The sequence below is a fragment of the Candidatus Sulfuricurvum sp. RIFRC-1 genome (assembly GCF_000310245.1).
Taxonomy (GTDB): Bacteria; Campylobacterota; Campylobacteria; order Campylobacterales; family Sulfurimonadaceae; genus Sulfuricurvum.
Genome location: NC_020505.1, coordinates 349454 through 366004, shown reverse-complemented (window position 1 = coordinate 366004; position 16551 = coordinate 349454). Strand labels below are relative to the sequence as shown.

19 protein-coding genes are annotated in these 16551 nt (G+C 43.4%); 10 read left to right on the top strand and 9 right to left on the bottom strand.

The window, feature by feature from the left end; genetic code table 11:
* The 4 genes from B649_RS01895 to B649_RS01880 all read right to left on the bottom strand — a co-directional run bounded on the left by B649_RS01895 (position 1) and on the right by B649_RS01880 (position 3065).
* Positions 1–339, bottom strand: a complete 339-nt coding sequence (locus tag B649_RS01895) for a translation initiation factor (protein WP_015652808.1) — start codon at positions 337–339, stop codon at positions 1–3.
* Positions 336–542, bottom strand: a complete 207-nt coding sequence (locus B649_RS01890) for a DUF1653 domain-containing protein (RefSeq protein ID WP_015652807.1) — start codon at positions 540–542, stop codon at positions 336–338. Before B649_RS01890 ends, B649_RS01895 begins: the two co-directional genes overlap by 4 nt.
* Positions 535–1371 carry a DUF5718 family protein gene (locus B649_RS01885; protein WP_015652806.1) on the bottom strand — a complete coding sequence of 279 codons (837 nt, stop codon included), beginning with the start codon at positions 1369–1371 and terminating at the stop codon, positions 535–537. The genes B649_RS01890 and B649_RS01885 overlap by 8 nt, the downstream gene beginning before the upstream one ends.
* Before the next feature lie 89 nt (positions 1372–1460).
* Positions 1461–3065 carry an ATP-binding cassette domain-containing protein gene (locus B649_RS01880; protein ID WP_015652805.1) on the bottom strand — a complete coding sequence of 535 codons (1605 nt, stop codon included), beginning with the start codon at positions 3063–3065 and terminating at the stop codon, positions 1461–1463.
* A 145-nt stretch (positions 3066–3210) separates the two neighbouring features.
* On the opposite strand from B649_RS01880, the gene B649_RS01875 reads away from it, so the two are divergent.
* The 10 genes from B649_RS01875 (at position 3211) to crcB (ending at position 11292) form a co-directional block, all read left to right on the top strand.
* The gene (locus tag B649_RS01875) at positions 3211–5325 is read left to right on the top strand and encodes a bifunctional diguanylate cyclase/phosphodiesterase (protein ID WP_015652804.1); all 2115 of its coding nucleotides are present in this window, start codon (positions 3211–3213) and stop codon (positions 5323–5325) included.
* A gap of 175 nt (positions 5326–5500) precedes the next feature.
* Positions 5501–5773, top strand: a complete 273-nt coding sequence (locus B649_RS01870) for an RNA-binding protein (protein ID WP_015652803.1) — start codon at positions 5501–5503, stop codon at positions 5771–5773.
* 95 nt (positions 5774–5868) lie between these two features.
* Positions 5869–6072 (top strand): RNA-binding S4 domain-containing protein, encoded by a 204-nt coding sequence (locus B649_RS01865; protein WP_015652802.1) that lies wholly within the window; start codon positions 5869–5871, stop codon positions 6070–6072.
* A gap of 74 nt (positions 6073–6146) precedes the next feature.
* Positions 6147–7469 (top strand): S41 family peptidase, encoded by a 1323-nt coding sequence (locus B649_RS01860; RefSeq protein WP_041192500.1) that lies wholly within the window; start codon positions 6147–6149, stop codon positions 7467–7469.
* Between the two features lie 2 nt (positions 7470–7471).
* Positions 7472–8182 (top strand): phosphoribosylaminoimidazolesuccinocarboxamide synthase, encoded by a 711-nt coding sequence (purC, locus tag B649_RS01855; RefSeq protein ID WP_015652800.1) that lies wholly within the window; start codon positions 7472–7474, stop codon positions 8180–8182.
* A 26-nt stretch (positions 8183–8208) separates the two neighbouring features.
* A complete protein-coding gene (gene purS, locus B649_RS01850; RefSeq protein ID WP_015652799.1) occupies positions 8209–8451 on the top strand; it encodes a phosphoribosylformylglycinamidine synthase subunit PurS in 243 nt (80 codons plus the stop codon).
* Complete coding sequence (gene purQ / locus B649_RS01845) at positions 8448–9122, top strand: phosphoribosylformylglycinamidine synthase subunit PurQ (RefSeq protein ID WP_015652798.1); 675 nt, start codon at positions 8448–8450, stop codon at positions 9120–9122. Before purS ends, purQ begins: the two co-directional genes overlap by 4 nt.
* Complete coding sequence (locus tag B649_RS01840) at positions 9119–10261, top strand: hypothetical protein (protein ID WP_015652797.1); 1143 nt, start codon at positions 9119–9121, stop codon at positions 10259–10261. The genes purQ and B649_RS01840 overlap by 4 nt, the downstream gene beginning before the upstream one ends.
* Positions 10242–10937, top strand: a complete 696-nt coding sequence (locus B649_RS01835) for a lysophospholipid acyltransferase family protein (RefSeq protein WP_015652796.1) — start codon at positions 10242–10244, stop codon at positions 10935–10937. Before B649_RS01840 ends, B649_RS01835 begins: the two co-directional genes overlap by 20 nt.
* Complete coding sequence (gene crcB, locus B649_RS01830; protein WP_015652795.1) at positions 10906–11292, top strand: fluoride efflux transporter CrcB; 387 nt, start codon at positions 10906–10908, stop codon at positions 11290–11292. Before B649_RS01835 ends, crcB begins: the two co-directional genes overlap by 32 nt.
* Here crcB and B649_RS01825 read toward each other — a convergent pair.
* The 5 genes from B649_RS01825 to B649_RS01805 all read right to left on the bottom strand — a co-directional run bounded on the left by B649_RS01825 (position 11269) and on the right by B649_RS01805 (position 16521).
* Positions 11269–11856: an ATP-binding cassette domain-containing protein gene (locus B649_RS01825; protein WP_015652794.1), complete on the bottom strand. Its 588-nt coding sequence runs from the start codon at positions 11854–11856 to the stop codon at positions 11269–11271. The genes crcB and B649_RS01825 overlap by 24 nt on opposite strands.
* Positions 11853–13085 carry a glutamate-5-semialdehyde dehydrogenase gene (locus B649_RS01820; protein WP_015652793.1) on the bottom strand — a complete coding sequence of 411 codons (1233 nt, stop codon included), beginning with the start codon at positions 13083–13085 and terminating at the stop codon, positions 11853–11855. Before B649_RS01820 ends, B649_RS01825 begins: the two co-directional genes overlap by 4 nt.
* Before the next feature lie 20 nt (positions 13086–13105).
* Positions 13106–14104 carry a hypothetical protein gene (locus B649_RS01815; protein WP_015652792.1) on the bottom strand — a complete coding sequence of 333 codons (999 nt, stop codon included), beginning with the start codon at positions 14102–14104 and terminating at the stop codon, positions 13106–13108.
* Positions 14101–15324, bottom strand: coding sequence for an EAL domain-containing protein (locus tag B649_RS01810; protein WP_015652791.1), 1224 nt, complete (start codon positions 15322–15324; stop codon positions 14101–14103). The genes B649_RS01815 and B649_RS01810 overlap by 4 nt, the downstream gene beginning before the upstream one ends.
* Positions 15325–15399: 75 nt before the next feature.
* Entirely contained in the window at positions 15400–16521 is a 1122-nt protein-coding gene (locus B649_RS01805; protein ID WP_015652790.1) for a response regulator, read from the bottom strand.
* Positions 16522–16551: the final 30 nt, after the last annotated feature.

Genomic DNA, 16551 nt, shown 5'->3' with positions numbered 1-16551 from the left:
TTATTTCGGATTTTTGAATTTAAACGCTAACTTTTCGAGATGCTCGCGTACTTTGGTAGATATATCGCCTTGAAACTCCATCCAACCCTCTTTATACGCACCGCCGCATGCCAGTGACTTTTTAAGGGTTGAAAGAGTTTTTTGGGCATCTTCTTCGTTTAGGCTGAAAGGGCCGACGAGTGTCACCGCTTTCCCTTTGCGCTTTTCCTTTTGAAAAACGAGACGGTGGGCGGAAGGTTCGAGAAGCGTCAACGTTTTCGTTGTTTTTTCCGCTTCCATACTCCACCCCTCGCCCCATGAGGCTCCCAAATCGAGCGAGAGCTTTGTCCCTCGGCTCATTGAACCTCTCCGCAATATTCAAACCGTTTTGTTCCATTGGGGAGAATTTCGATAAACATTTTAAAAGGGCGCACCCACAATCCGCGCTCACCGTAAAGGGGACGATACACCACCATGCTCTCAGAGGTTTCAGAGTGTTTTGCTACCCCGATGACCTCGTAGTGTTTTCCCTTGTAATGGCGATAAAGGCCGGTTTTAAGCACGAATAACCTTTTGGACTAACGCACTGACACCCTCTTTTTCCGCCAGTACTCCTTTATTTGCAAAAGAGAGTATCGGGTTCATACAATAGGTCTTGTTATCATACACGACCACAATCACCTCATCCCCCTGCTCCAGGAAGTTGGTCTCACCGAAATGGGTATAACGGGTTGCACCGATACTGATAATGGCTTGTTTGGGGCATCCGGCTTCTCGTAAATACGCACCGATAGGTTCTAAGGGGCCAAAGTCACTTTGAGTATTAATCTGCTTTTGCATCCATTCCAGTAATTTACGGTAAAAGAAACTGTACCCCGTGAGTTCAACATCTTCACCGTAACGTATCAACATCCCCTCACGTCGCAAAAACGAAGCGATACGATAGCTGTCCATCACCCCGCCCTTCTCAAACGTATCGATCGGAATCAACGTCGATGACAACCCTTTGGAGGCTTCACCCCAGTTTTTTTTGTGGCTGATTTTCTCAGAGCCCTCTTTGCGGAGTGAGCAATCGTTATAGGCACCGAAAAATCTCGGTGTGATGTTTGTCACATTCCCCTCAACATCATATTCAAGATCACAGATAAGTGCCACTTCAGGCTCGAGCTGAACATTGCACTCTTCCTCGGAAAGAAGAATCGTATCGGAACTAATCGGATAGATACCAAGCTGCCCCTCACGTCCGGGGATATAGAAAGGGAACATCCCTTTCGGACCGTTTGGATCTTCGGTAAGAATATCTTTAAAATCGGCACTCTCGCCCGCTTGTTCGAGGTGGAGGGCGAAGTTTCCCGCAACGCCGAAACCGACATACGATGTATAATCATTCATGTTTTGTACCTTTCTCGTCATTCCGTGCTACGACACGGAATCTAAAAGACTAAATACGTGGATCCCGTATCAAGTACGGGATGACGAAATTATAAACTTCCGTTCGCTTTAGCTTCAGCAAACTCTTCGTACGAACCTTTGAAATCGATGTAGGTTCCATCAAGATGCAACTCAATAATACGATCGGCGAACGCATCGAGGAGCTCACGGTCATGGCTCACACAAATAACATTTCCTTCAAAATCCAGCAATGCTTCACCCAGAGCAATAATCGCTTCAAGGTCAAGGTGATTGGTAGGCTCATCGAGTACGAGGAAATTTCCCCCCTCCAACATCATCTTGGAGAGCATCATACGGTGTTTCTCTCCCCCTGAAATCTTCTCAACACTTTTCTCTTGCTGCTCGCCGTTGAATAACATTCGCCCTAGACAGTTGCGGATTTCCGAAATTTCACGTTTCGGATCAAACCCGCGAAGCCAGTCATACAGCGTTCCGTCCCCTTTGATTTTATCGGTCGTATCTTGCGGGAAATAGCTGTATTCAATCGTCGCTCCCCATGTTACGGTTCCGCTTGTCGGCTTCATCTCTTCCATCAGAATTTTGCACAAGGTTGATTTACCGGCACCGTTGGCACCGATAACGGCGATTTTTTCACCCGGAGCCACCAAAATATCAAAATTATGCAAGACATTCAAATCGCCATAGCTGTGAGAAACATTCGCCACACGCAACGCTTCATCCCCCATAGGACGCTTAGGCTTAAAGACGATACTCGGGTCACGGCGGGATGATGGCTTAATATCTTCGATGGTAAGTTTATCAAGCTGTTTTTGACGTGAGGTTGCTTGTTTTGCTTTAGAGGCATTGGCAGAGAATCGGCGAACAAACGCTTCGAGCTGCTCTTTCTCTTTTACTTTTTTATCACGGTCAAGCTGTGCTTGGTTCGCCATAACGGTCGAAGCGAGGTACCAGTCATCATACGTTCCGGTAAACTCACGGATTTTTTGGAAATCGACATCGAGAATGTTGGTCACAACGGCATTGATGAAGTGACGGTCATGCGAGATGATAACCAATGTTCCCTCATGACGCTGAAGCTCACGCTCCAACCATCCGATCGTATCGATATCGAGGTTATTCGTCGGCTCATCGAGGAACAAAACGTCCGGTTTCGGATACAGAACCTGCGCAAGGAGAACTTTGAATTTCTCTGATGAAGGAAGACTTGACATCAAATCTTGATGATGTTCAGCCGAAATCCCGACATTTTCCAAAATCTTTGCGATTTGAACGTCGTACTCATAGGTCGGATCTTCTTCGACCGAAATCATCTCCAACTCTGCGAGACGGTCATTGGTTTTATCATCTTCGAAATCACCGTTGGCGTACAAATACTCTTTCTCTTTGATCGCATCATAAAGACGTTTGTTCCCCCACAATACTGCATCGGCAATTGTGAAATCTTCAAACGCAAACTGATTCTGACCCAAAATCCCTACTTTGAGACCCGGTTCGATAGAGATATCCCCTTCGTACTCTTTGATCTCGCCGCTGAGGATTTTCAAAAACGTCGTTTTTCCTGCGCCGTTCGCACCGATCAGACCGTAACGTTTGTTACGGTCGAGCTTGAGGTTAATCCCCTCAAATAAAATCCGGCTTCCAAAACGCATTGTTAATTTTGTAACTTGTACCATACTTAAAACTCTTTACATACTAAAATTTCGCGATTATAGCCAAATTCAAATTATCTCTTGCTAATAGTTGCTAGTATACGCAAAGAAGAAAGTTTTAAACTATAACAAATTACAATATCACAAAATAATCACTCTTTAGGACACGATGCAAACCGAAGCCCCTTTATACGATGTTTTGAATTATCTCCCGGATGGTATCATCATGGTTGATGAACGAGGCGTCATCCTTTTTGCCAATGACGCTTTTTCTTCAATGGTAGGGTATCAAAACACTATCTTGCTGGGGCTTAATATATTGAGCATTCTTGCCGACATTGATGTCTTCCAAGAGTGTATTGAAAAAGTGATGCGTGAGGGAAAATCGCTCGATGCCGAGACCGATTTTATCCACAGTAGCGGGGGGATTGTTAAAACGGTCAAAAGCGTACAAATGATTCGTCATAACGATCATGTTCGCTTTTTTGTCAATGTTCGAAATTTAACAGATATCAACCATCTTAACAAAGAACTTCGTGAATCCAAAAAACTAATCGAGCTTCAAGCCCACAAACTCACAATATTACTGAACTCCAAGAATAGAGAGATTGAAGAAATACTGAGCAGTATCGATGAAATTATTTGGTATATCGATAATCAAAACCTCGCCCTAAGATATGTAAACAACGCTATTGAGAGAATTTTAGGATTTTCAAAAGAAACATTTGTAACCAATCCCAATTTATGGCAACAACAAATTCATCCTGACGATCGCGCTTTAGTACAAATCTTTTTCGAAACCCTTCTTCCCGGTCAATCTCAAGAGATCCAATTTCGTATTCTCCAAATTGACGATGAGATACGCTGGTTAAAAAGCCGTATTTACCACCACTCAACACTTCACTTATTTATCGGTATTTCCAGCGATATCACCGCATCCAAAGCGCAAAGTGAAGAGATTGCTTTTTTAGCGTACCATGATCCATTGACGAGATTGCCTAATCGTGCCAAACTCAAACTTCAACTCGATAGCCGATTCGAACACGCTACTCAAACACCCTTTGCCCTTTTATTTTTGGATTTGGACAATTTCAAAAACATTAACGATACGATGGGACACGAAATCGGCGATAAAATATTAATTGAAGTAAGTAATCGCATTAAAAAAACGACTGGGAGATACGATTTTTGTGCCCGCTTTGGCGGGGATGAGTTTGTTATTTTGCTCCAAGATGCCGATACGTTAAGCGTCAATGCCATTGCAGAACACTTAATACAAACATTTAAAGAGCCATTCAAAATCAATGAGATGAATTTTTTCCTCTCCTCTTCTATCGGAATTGTCCTATACCCCCAAGATGCTTCTATCGGTGAAGATTTACTCAGACATGCCGATACTGCGATGTATGAAGCGAAAAAGAAAGGGAAAAACCAATTCGTCTACTACCATACTTCGATGCAAAGAGCTCTTCACGATTTTTTACATATTGAATCTCTGATACGCGATGGGCTGACTCAAAATCTATTTGAACTCTATTTTCAACCTCTTATCGATACGAAAACCTTGCAACTTGAAGGGTATGAAGCGCTACTGCGTCTACCGCATCCGGAGCAGGGATTTATCTCCCCGGATATTTTTATCTCAGTTGCCGAAACCAACGGGGATATCCTCTTGATCGGAAATGAGGTACTAACCCAAGCGTGTAATTTTATCGAGATGGTCCGAGCCCTGCGTAATGAGCCTTTCTTTGTTGCGATCAATGTATCCACAAAACAACTCCATCAAGAAGCCTTTGCCAAAGAGTTGCTTGAGTATTTGGAAAAACGCTCTATCTCCCCAACGTATATCAAAGTAGAACTGACCGAAAGTGCCGTGATGGAAAACATTGATATAGCCAGCCGTCAGCTCCACCAATTGCAAGCAGGCGGAGTACGGATAGCACTTGATGATTTCGGTACAGGCTACTCATCGTTTGCCTATCTTGCGCAACTCCCGATTGATACCCTTAAAATTGATAAATCCTTCATTTTGCCCCTTTTTGAAGGCGCTTCCAATCGTCATATCGTCGAAGCAATCTCAAATCTTGCACATGTACTGGGGATGAAGGTGACGGCGGAGGGGGTTGAAGAGAGTTCTCACTACGATTTTTTAATGGAAAACAATATTGACACCCTGCAAGGCTACCACCTTTGCCGTCCTCTTCCGCGAGATAAAATTTTTCAAAAACTGCAGGACAAAGATCCCTATTTCAAGCCCGTTTCACCTTTGGGATATACCATCTAAATTAACACCCTTCACTCTGCTTTTATCCCGATAAAATCGTTTTTGTAAAGTTTTTACAAGACGATTATACTAATAACGGAAATACAATTATTTTTAACATTCCCATAAGATTTTAAAGGCTAAAATGTTTTAAGGATTATGCTGGTTATAGTTCGATTTTTTCACGGAGTACAATGTGACACAAATTTATGTCGGGAATATTCCCTACGGCAAAGACGAAAATGATTTGAAAGATCTTTTCGGACAATACGGTGAAGTTAGTTCAGTTAAATTCGTAAACGACAAAGAGACAGGCCGTTTTCGCGGTTTCGGTTTCGTTGAAATGGCGAACCAAGATGAAGCTAATAAAGCGATCACTGCTCTTGAAGGTAACGACTTCGGCGGACGTACACTTCGTGTTAACGAAGCTCGTCCTCGTGCTCCACGCCCTCCACGCGACCGCTGGTAATCACATCCATGAAGCCCTACGGGGCTTTCATGCACCTTTTATTTTTCCCCTTTTCTTCTATCAAATATCTATTAATTTTACTGTAAAGACCATTCATGACCTATACCCTCACCGAACCTTTTATCGAACTCCATAAACTGATCAAACTTCTTGACCTTGTCGATACCGGCGGACAAGCAAAGATACTGATCGAGAATAGCCACGTTTTACGCAACGGTACCGTGGAAACCCGCAAACGGGCAAAAATCACCAAAGGGGAGAAAATCACGATCGGTGATGTCGTTATCGAAGTGAACTGAGTCATTGTTAATTAATGAAGTTTTCACTATAATTGCTGATCTTATTTATGGCTCTGCATGAGGTTCAAAAACGTATGAAAAACACAAAAATGATGGTTGTCGGCTTTATGAGTGCCGTAGCAATAAGTGTTGCCCTCTCTTCATCACTGTTTGCAAAAAGCAACACCGTTGCACCTGCTGAACCCTCTGTAGAAGCCTCACGCCTCCAATCTCTGGCAAAATTTACTAAAGTTTTAGGGATTGTCGAACAATACAATGTAGACGGCCTTACGATTGATCAATTGATCGATAAATCGCTTCAGGGTATGCTCTCCAATCTGGATGCCCACTCCACCTATATGGACAAAAAAAGCTACGATAATCTCAAAACCCAAACGGACGGCGAATTCGGCGGCTTAGGGATTACGGTCGGAATGCGTGATAACGCCCTCACCGTTATCGCTCCTATCGAAGGGACACCTGCGGATAAGGCAGGGATCAAATCCGGCGATATCATCCTGAAAATCAATGACAAAGCAACCTTAAGCATGACGATCGATGACGCAGTGTCTCTTATGCGCGGAACGCCTAAAACACCGATTGACCTCACCATCGTCCGAAAAGGTTCAGCCGATCCTCTGAAATTTCACATCATCCGCGATATTATCACCGTTGAATCGGTTTACACCCGTACCATCAGCGGAAATATCCTCTATATCCGCGTCACGAGCTTCGACAAAAAAGTGGCCGCCGATGTGAAAACAGCCATCAAAAAACATGCCTCTAAAAGTAAAGGGATTATTTTAGACCTTCGTAACAATCCGGGAGGACTGCTGGATCAAGCGGTCGAGCTTACGGACTTGTTTGTCAATGAAGGGGTTATCGTCTCTCAAAAAGGGCGCAACAAAGCCGACGATGTTTCTTACAGCGCGACTAAAAGTGCTACTGTTACCGATTTGCCTCTCGTCGTTTTGGTCAATGAAGGTTCAGCCAGTGCTTCAGAAATCGTCAGCGGAGCACTGCAAGATTTGAAACGGGCCGTCATTGTCGGAGAAAAAACATTCGGTAAAGGCTCCGTTCAAGTTGTCATGCCGGTAACGGAAACTGAAGCGATCAAACTTACGGTTGCCCGATATTATCTCCCAAGCGGCCGTACTATCCAAGCTGTCGGCGTAGTTCCGGACATCGAAGTTATCGCCGGTGAGATCAAAAATCACGACAAATCGTTTAATATCAAAGAAGCCGACCTCAAAAAACATCTGGAATCCGAACTCGAAAAGAATGACGGTATGGTCGATGTGACCGAAGCCAATGCCACCAATAAAACGGTCATTACCCCTGAACAGCTGAACAAAGACATTCAGCTCAAAGAGGGCGTTGATATCATTAAAGCTCTAATCATAGTCAAAGGAAAATAACCATGGAAAAACGCGATCTCATCTACGAAGGAAAGGCTAAACGCCTCTTTAGCACCGACGATGCCAATCTGGTCATTGCCGAATTTAAGGATGATCTGACCGCATTCAACGGCGCAAAAAAAGACAATGAATCGGGCAAAGGTGCCTTGAACAACAAGATTTCAACGGAATTGTTTAAAATGCTTGCTTCTCGCGGTATAGAGTCCCATTTTGTCGAGATGCTCGATGATACTAACATGCTTTGTAAAAAAGTGGACATCATCCTTATCGAAGTTATCGTACGTAACATAGCGACAGGAAGTCTCAGTAAAAATCTTGGAATTGCCGATGGAACCGTTCTTCCGTTTACGTTGGTCGAATTCGATTACAAAAATGATGCCCTCGGTGATCCGAAACTGAACGATCAACATTGTTTGATTTTAGAACTCGTTAAAAATGAAGCGGAACTCGATCAATTGCGTGCTATGGCTCGTGAAGTCAATTCTATTCTTCGTCCCTATTTCCATGATAAAGGGCTTAACCTCGTCGATTTCAAACTTGAATTCGGTCGCGATAAAGACGGCAAAATCATCCTTGCCGATGAGATCAGTCCCGACAACTGCCGTTTTTGGGATTTAGAAACCGGTGAGAAAATGGATAAAGACCGTTTCCGCCAAGGACTCGGCGGACTCAAAGTCGCTTACGAAGAAGTACTAAACCGAATTTTGAACTGATTATACGACATACCAAAGGAATAATGATGAAAGCAATTGTAAACGTATTTTTGAAAAACGGAGTTTTGGACTCTCAAGGTAAAGCGGTACAGCATGCCCTCAGCGGTCACGGCTTTGAAAGTGTTCGTGATGTCCGTGTCGGCAAACAAATCATCATTGAGATGAATGAGTCTGATGCTGTGGTCGCAAAAGAAAAAGTAGCCCATATGTGTGAAGAGCTTTTGGCCAATACCGTTATCGAAGATTATGAAATCGAGATTCAAGCATGAAAGTAGGCATCATCCAATTTCCGGGGACAAACTGTGAGTATGATGCCCAATATGCGTTTGCCGCATTAGGGTGCGAAACACAAATTCTTTGGCACAAAGAAGATGTTATCCCCTCTGACATGGATTTGGTAGTAGCCGCAGGAGGATTCAGCTACGGCGATTATCTCCGCAGCGGTGCCATTGCAAAAATGTCTCCGATTATGAAAGCCCTTAAAGTATATGCGGATAACGGCGGAAAAGTTTTAGGAATTTGCAACGGTTTTCAAGTTCTAACCGAAACCGGCCTCCTTCCAGGTGCACTCAAACGGAATGAGGGGCTACACTTTATTTCTCGTCACCACCATCTGAAAGTGATCAATAACGATAATGATTTCTTACGTCATTGTTCAGTCGATCAAGTGGTCAATATCCCTATTGCACACCATGACGGCAACTTCTATATCGATGAAGAAGGACTCAAAGAGCTTTACGCGAATAATCAAGTGCTGTTACAATACACTGATTGCTCGGGAAATATCGATAATCCAAACGGGTCAGTCGACAGTATCGCAGGGATTTGCAATAAAGCCAAAAATGTTTTTGGTCTTATGCCCCATCCTGAACGCGCGATGGAGGCTCTTTTAGGTTCAGATGATGGACGAGCGATGCTCGAAGGGTTTATAAACGCTTGAAAACACTGATCCTCTTTTTTCTGCTGTTCACGCAGATTCTTTTTGCAGAGCCCTCCGTACTGAGTGAGCCCTCTGCGGAAGAACCTTCTACCGAGGAAGCACCCTCTTCAATCGATTCACTTTTCTCAGCCGCAACGGGCTCCACGGCATCTGGACTTACCTTAGAATTTACCGATCTGCCGACTCATCCGTATGTGGGTGAAATCATTGCCCTCACCGTTAAACTCACCCCGGTAGATTTAGCCGCAGGAAATATCGAATATACCCTTCAAAACGAAGAGGGTATCCGCATTTTTAGTGATACCCCGCGTCGAAAAGTACAAGAAGACGGTATTTACGACACCTTTTATTTTCTCGTTCAATCTTCTGCAGTGCGCCTTCCCGATGTTACCGCCACCATTACCTCTACCGGAGCAACATCTGAAACTCTGAGCGGAACATCACTCAGTGCAACAACCCTCAGCCCGCCATCAGGTTTTGCGAATGTTTTAGCCGAAAAATTTACTATTATCAATTATAAAACGACCGCCTACAATAATGAGAGCAATGTCGTCATTTTCACCGTTAAAGCGTCACGTTGTAATATCAGTGATTTTAACATTCCAAATGCCATCAAACAGGGGTTTGAGTCCAAACTTTCCAATGTCGGTGAATCACAAATGACCTATTATGTGATCATTCCTAACGATGAACAAAACCTCAATTTTTCGTACTTTAATCTTCAAAAGCAACGCTATGAGTCGCTCACTATTCCGATCGTTGTGGATGATGATACCGTCTCAACCCAAAGCGATCTCTCTCCGACGGATGCACGCCATACCGAACTTAAAGTGGGTGCTGCGGTTGTTGTTGTCTTAATTCTCGCAGGATTGTTTTACTGGAGACGTGAGAAATGGTATCTGTACGCTTCGGTACTGCCGATGTTTTACATTGTTTTTGCACTTTTACCGAATCAAGACGTCTGTGTCAAAAAAGATGCCCCTATCTACTTGCTTCCGATAAAAAATGGGACAATTTTTGAAATGACCCTTCAAGAAGAGCATTTAGAAGCGGAAAAAGAGGTGGGTGAGTTTACCAAAGTCCACCTTAGCAATGAAAAAGTAGGATGGGTTAATCAACGTGATCTTTGCTCGAATTAAGTGGCTTTATGCGGTAATCGTCATCTTTACCGGGATGACCCTGATGATCGCTACTTTTTATCTCCTCCCAAAGCCTTACGCTGTTAAAGTTTCGGCATGGTTCATCCGTCTTCTTGTTTTTGTACCTGTCCGTGTCAAAGGGAGACCCGATCCGGATGCGCAAATGTATTTAATCAACCATCAAAGCGACATTGACATCGGTATTATGGAGACGATTAGTACCAAAGATTTGGCATGGGTCGCTAAAAAAGAGCTGTTTAATGTCCCGTTTTTCGGTTTGGTTGTTCGTCTTCCCAAAGACATCGCATTGGAGCGAGAGTCTAAAACCGCGCTTGTCAAACTGATCAAAGAGTGCAAAGACCGCCTCGATCATGGCCGTGTTATCACTATTTTCCCCGAAGGAACCCGTACCGAAACCGGCAAAATGAAGCCTTTTAAAGCGGGCGCAAAAATGGTTGCCGACAAGTATAGTCTCAAAGTGCAGCCCGTCGTGTTAATCGCAACGGCATGGCATTTCAGCAACAAACGGAAAGATTTTAACCCCGGTACTATCACCGCCGTTTATTTGGACTCGTTTATAGCGGATAAGAGCAATCCGGAGTGGCTCAATGAAATCCATACTCTAATGCAAAAGGTCTATGATGATGAGCTGGCAAACCATCCTCGCTATCGGTAGCGGTGCCTTTTTAGGGGCGATACTTCGTGCCTATATGAACGGTGTTGTCAATCATAACTTTCCTCACACCCTCCCTTTTGGGACAATGTCGGTTAATCTGCTGGGCAGTTTCATCATCGGTGCACTCTTCGCCTACTTCACCTATACGACCCTCTTTAGTGTACACATGAAATCATTTCTTACTACCGGCTTTTTGGGGGGGCTCACAACTTATTCCACCTTTGCGATGGAAACTTTTTTATTGCTCAGCGGCGGCCATCTGCTTATGGCGGCGGCCAATATGGCGCTCAATACCTTCGGAACCGTTTTAATGGCAGCGTCAGGGTATTATTTAATTCGACATTGGTTGAGTTAGGGTAATAATCTCATCCGCACACCAGCGTGCCAAATCACCGTCATGGGTGATCAATAGCACACCCATCCCTGTTATATGATTCACAATCAATTTCATAATTTCGAGCTGATTAAGATTATCAAGTGCCGAAGTCGGTTCATCCAAAAGCAGCAATTCCGGCTTCATCAGCAATGCACGAAGGATTGAGCATCTCTGCAGCTGACCTCCTGAGAGTTTATGCGGCAACATATCCAGATGATACTCTTCCAATCCCATCTGTTCTAACAACTCCTGATACCCCTCCATCGACGTTACTTCTATGATTTGTTCTCGTATCGTATAGGTAGGATGAAATGAGCTGTAGGGATCTTGAAAGACTTGAGAATACGACGATGCTCGGATAAACCCGGATGAGGGTTTACGATGCCCTAAAACGAGTTCAAACAGTGTCGATTTACCGACACCGCTGGGCCCGACAATCGCTTTGATTTCCCCTTTGTTAAGGGCTAAAGAAAAATTATCAAAAATAAATATATCTTTACTATATCCAAAAGATATATTTTCGATATTTAAAACAGAGTTCAACGAATCTGTCCTTTTCCATACACTTTGTATTTATACGTCGTTAAACCCTCCACACCCATCGGTCCTCTGGCATGGAGTTTATTGGTACTAATTCCCACTTCAGCCCCGAATCCGAAAGCCCCGCCATCGGTGAAACGGGTAGAAGCATTCACATACACCGCCGCCGCATCTACGCAATCCATAAACCGCTCGGATGTGGTGATGTTTTCGGTAATGATCGCCTCGGAGTGACCCGATCCGAATCGAACGATATGGCTTATCGCCCCCTCAACTCCATCGACTACACGAATATTAAGAATATTGGCGAGATACTCCGTATCAAAATCCTCTTCACTCGCAGTTTCCACATCGATCACTTCACGGGTTAATTCACACCCTTTGAGCTGTGTATGTGCACGCTCAAATGCCTCTTTGAGGATCGGGAGGACCTCTGCGGCAATCGCTCCATCAACGAGCAGTGTCTCCATCGAATTGCACACTCCGGGACGCTGTACTTTCGCATTAAGGGCAATGGCTATCGCATTCTCGATATTCGCCCCTTTATCGATATAGGTATGGCACAGCCCTTTATCGTGTTTGACAACAGGGACACTCGCATTTTGACTCACAAAGCGAATCAAGGCTTCGCCACCCCGTGGAACGATCAAATCGACGTATTGATCCATTTTGATCAGTTTAGCCACCCCTTCACGCGTTGCATCGGGTAGCAGAGCAATCAACTCTTTCGGGAGATTATTGCGGACCAGAACCTGCTGTAATACATCAGCAATGATCTTGTTGGAAGCTTCAGCCTCTTTTCCCCCCTTGAGGACACACCCGTTCGAACTTTTAAAACAGAGTGCCGCCGTATCTGAGGTTACATTCGGACGGGATTCGTAAATGATCCCGATTACCCCGATAGGGATGCTCACTTTCTCGATTTTCAGCCCCGCTTCGGTGACCCATCCCTCGATCACTTTTCCGATAGGATCTTTAAGTGCGGCAATCTCAAGGATTGCGACTGCCATCGCATCAATCCGCTTTTCATCCAACAGCAATCGCTCTTTCATCGATGGAGCAAGACTGCTCTCCTGCGCATTTCGCATATCCAAAGCATTAGCTTCGATGATGTTCATCGTGTTTGCACGAAGCGCTTCGGCCATCTCTCGCAAAATACGGTTACGTTCCGACCCGCTCATCGTCGCTAAAACACGACTGGCAGATTTTGCTTTTTCTAAAAATTGTTCCATTTTTTTATCCTTGATAATACTTAATTCGTCTCACGACTGATAACAAGTGCAAGTTCATCGTACGCTTTTGTCTCGATAAGATTCTGCATAACGGTAATTATTTCACTTGTACGAAAATTTTTCTGATATCGTAATACTTCATCCATTAAATCGCGACATCGTTGATCATCTTTACTATCGGATGCAGCTTTTAGTTCACCCATCAATGTCATGAAAAATATATTCTTTTTAAGTTTGTAAAAAATATCGGGTTCTGGTTCAAACACTTTTGGCTGAATATTTTGAGGCGTCTCATCTTCCTCAATAATGCTAAATGCTTCCGATTCGATCATCTCTACGCGATCTTCACTCTCGCTCTCTTCTACTGCCTCTTCGTATTTTTCTTTGAACTCTTTCACCGGTTGGGGAGATTTTTGCTTTCGCATTCTCCATAACACCAATACAACACCGCCGGCAATGAGTAAAGAAATAATCAACCCTGTTTTGCTTTTTGGTTCTTCCGGCTCAGAAAAATCTTCAGGAAGATTGTCATCCGTAATGACAGGTACTACAGGTGCAGGTACTGTAGCATTCTCTTCAACCAACTCCTTTGCTGCTGTCGTCATATTGGCGTCGGTTGCATTAGCCTCTTCAATGAGACTCTCAGGTTGTGGCTGCTTAAAGAATACTGCCCCCTTGGTCGGTCCGAAATAACCATTTACGTACGCATCAGGATAGTATTTTTTAAACTGTTTTAGGACAAATTCTGCCCCTTTTTCGGTTTCAATCGGCTCAACAGCCAACATAAAAGCCTTCCCTGATGCTCTGGCAGCAATATCAAAACGGTACTCTTTTTGTAGCGCAAGCTCTGAAGTCCCTATTTGTGAACCGAGCTTATCCAAAGCCGCTTTTGCTTCTTCGAAAGTAGGATATGAGGCCAACACAATTTTATATCCCTTGGCTTCTGCCGCATAGGTTTGAATCGTTGCAAAGAGGATCATCCAACTCAGCAGAATAAACGTTATCCCATTTTTCTTCATTCTTCTATCGCCTTTTCAAACGTATTTACTTTTTCCATAACTTCGGTAATAATCGGCTCTATTATCGCATATTTTAGACCCAAAGTCTCTAAATACTCTTCAATCGCCTCGGTATCAAACAACTCGATGGAGCGAACCAAATCCAGCATCTCGCCATAAAATCCCTCCCCTTCTAAAACCGCTTGCTCAATCTCATACGAGATATTGAGCTTTGATAAGATATCCCGCTGTGACATGTGGAACAAAAGATGGATCAAAGAGAGCATCCCGGTAAAATAGGCCATTGAAAGATCTTTTTTGGTTGCTTTGGGATTAATTACCTGTACTAAAGCACTCATCAACTCCGTACGATGAACGACCATCAGCAATAGAGGAACCCGTTTTTCACTGCCTCCTTGTTCTGAGAACATCATCAACATAATCCAGCGTGAAATCGGATCACGCCCCATGAGTGTCAACACCTGCTCAATCGAAGAAACAGGATTACGCAACGAGAATGCCGCAGAGTTGATGAAACGAAGCAATTTTAAGCTGATAGCATGGTTGTTTTGAAACGCTTCAACAAGCTCCGGCATTTCACTTTCACCTTGCAGAAGGTTCCACAAACGGAATATCCCCTCTTGTTCAGGAGAAAAAGAGGCGTTTTTAATGATATTGGGTTCGGAGATAAAATAGCCCTGATAATAATCAAATCCCATTGAACGGCACAAATCATACGCATCATGCGTCTCGATTTTCGTCCCGATGACTTCAATCCCGACCTCATGAAACATTGGAATATTTCGTCCGACAAAAGATAAATCACTGTTCGTAACATCGATTTTAATATAACTCAAAGCTGGAAGAATCAAAGCATAATGGACAGCACTCTCTTGAGTAAAAATGCAGTCATTGAGCGCGAACCGATATCCCTGATCACGCAAATATCGCATTCGATCCGCAAGAGCTTCGTCAATCACTGCATCGGCAAAAAGAGAATAAACTACCTTTTCTTGCAAAAGCAGATCAATAACATCGTAATGCAGAAACTCGGTATTAACCCGGATAAACCCGATATGTTTACCCAAAATACTCTCCATCGAAACCAGGAGATTACTAATAACGGCTGCGGTCAATCCGTTGTCGTCATTATGACCTGATTCACGGTAGAGTAAATCATACGCGACGATTTTAGCTTTGGCATTGATGATAGGCTGTCGTCCGATATATCGATCGCTCATAAAAATCCACAGTAATAATATTTAAAAGATTATAACAAAGGTTGACTGGAGTTTAGCTCAGCAGATACGATAGCATCATCCAACATACGCTCTAATATCTTCTATTAATCTATCTAATTGGACCTTGTAGTGATCGAAAAGGATAAAGTAGCTCCGCTCATGCGTGTCACTGAGAGCTAGTTTCAGCTTTGAAGCAATTTCACCGAGTGGATGCGCCCCGATGTTTTCAGCGACACCGATAATATCAAGAAGATATACATCAGCATCTTGAAGATTATGAGAGCGTAAAAATATCCCTAATTTATCAGAAGAATCGGCATAATCAGTGATAAACTCCGATAGGATTTCACGGTAAAATTCCTCATCGCCTCCACACGTTTGAAGCCCTTTCTCAACATCCAAATTGTTGCTCATTACCGATTTTACAAACTCATCCGTAGGAGTCTCTTTCCCCGTATAGGCATAAATAATGTTATACAAAGATTCCATTCTCAGAGGTTTTTCTAGCTGTTCAGACATCCCTGCATTTTTCATTTTTTGTATGTCATCCGATGCAGTGTCTCCACTAAGCGCCACGACTAGGATGTGATCAAATTTAGGATTTTCTCGAATAATACGCGTTGCTTCAAACCCATCAACTCTCGGCATGTGGGCATCCATTAAAATCATCAAAAAATTGGTGTCATTTTCCAGTATATCTAGGGCTTCCTGACCATCATCTGCCAAGACTAACTCGATACCGCTTCCGGCTAACAGACCCACAAGAACTTTTTGGTTAATCAGATTATCTTCTGCAACCAATATTCTCTCACCCTCAAATTCAGAAAAATTTTGTTTTGTAATTTTTCCATGCGGAGGAACGGCTCGTTTTTGGATTGTCTTGTCACTTTTTCTTCTACTCGTTAACTCTTCGAGTTTATCTTCAAAAATCGGTGTTGTGACTACAAATTCTCCTTCCTCTGTTCCATATACGGGAATTTCTGAAAGTGGCTCTGGCTCTACTGTTGGCTCTTCTTTTATCAATGGAACTACTTCTGCCTGCTCTTGGGCGGCTACTTCCGATAGCTCATTTTTTTCTGGTTTATTGCTAGGAGGTTGTGAGGTTGAGCTTCTTTTTAGCATAAAGAAAACTAAGATAAATAACACAAGGGCAAGGAGAACGATAGCTATAATCACTTGTTGAGAGTCATTAAACATTTGATACTCTTTTTTTTCTTTAAATCATAC

Bases quoted from the DNA above. Each gene is read 5' to 3' on its own strand.
- B649_RS01895 (WP_015652808.1), bottom strand. From the start codon at position 339: ATGAGCCGAGGGACAAAGCTCTCGCTCGATTTGGGAGCCTCATGGGGC.
- B649_RS01885 (WP_015652806.1), bottom strand. From the start codon at position 1,371: ATGAATGATTATACATCGTATGTCGGTTTCGGCGTTGCGGGAAACTTC.
- B649_RS01880 (WP_015652805.1), bottom strand. From the start codon at position 3,065: ATGGTACAAGTTACAAAATTAACAATGCGTTTTGGAAGCCGGATTTTA.
- B649_RS01875 (WP_015652804.1), top strand. From the start codon at position 3,211: ATGCAAACCGAAGCCCCTTTATACGATGTTTTGAATTATCTCCCGGAT.
- B649_RS01865 (WP_015652802.1), top strand. From the start codon at position 5,869: ATGACCTATACCCTCACCGAACCTTTTATCGAACTCCATAAACTGATC.
- B649_RS01860 (WP_041192500.1), top strand. From the start codon at position 6,147: ATGAAAAACACAAAAATGATGGTTGTCGGCTTTATGAGTGCCGTAGCA.
- purC (WP_015652800.1), top strand. From the start codon at position 7,472: ATGGAAAAACGCGATCTCATCTACGAAGGAAAGGCTAAACGCCTCTTT.
- purS (WP_015652799.1), top strand. From the start codon at position 8,209: ATGAAAGCAATTGTAAACGTATTTTTGAAAAACGGAGTTTTGGACTCT.
- purQ (WP_015652798.1), top strand. From the start codon at position 8,448: ATGAAAGTAGGCATCATCCAATTTCCGGGGACAAACTGTGAGTATGAT.
- crcB (WP_015652795.1), top strand. From the start codon at position 10,906: ATGAGCTGGCAAACCATCCTCGCTATCGGTAGCGGTGCCTTTTTAGGG.
- B649_RS01820 (WP_015652793.1), bottom strand. From the start codon at position 13,085: ATGGAACAATTTTTAGAAAAAGCAAAATCTGCCAGTCGTGTTTTAGCG.
- B649_RS01815 (WP_015652792.1), bottom strand. From the start codon at position 14,104: ATGAAGAAAAATGGGATAACGTTTATTCTGCTGAGTTGGATGATCCTC.
- B649_RS01810 (WP_015652791.1), bottom strand. From the start codon at position 15,324: ATGAGCGATCGATATATCGGACGACAGCCTATCATCAATGCCAAAGCT.
- B649_RS01805 (WP_015652790.1), bottom strand. From the start codon at position 16,521: ATGTTTAATGACTCTCAACAAGTGATTATAGCTATCGTTCTCCTTGCC.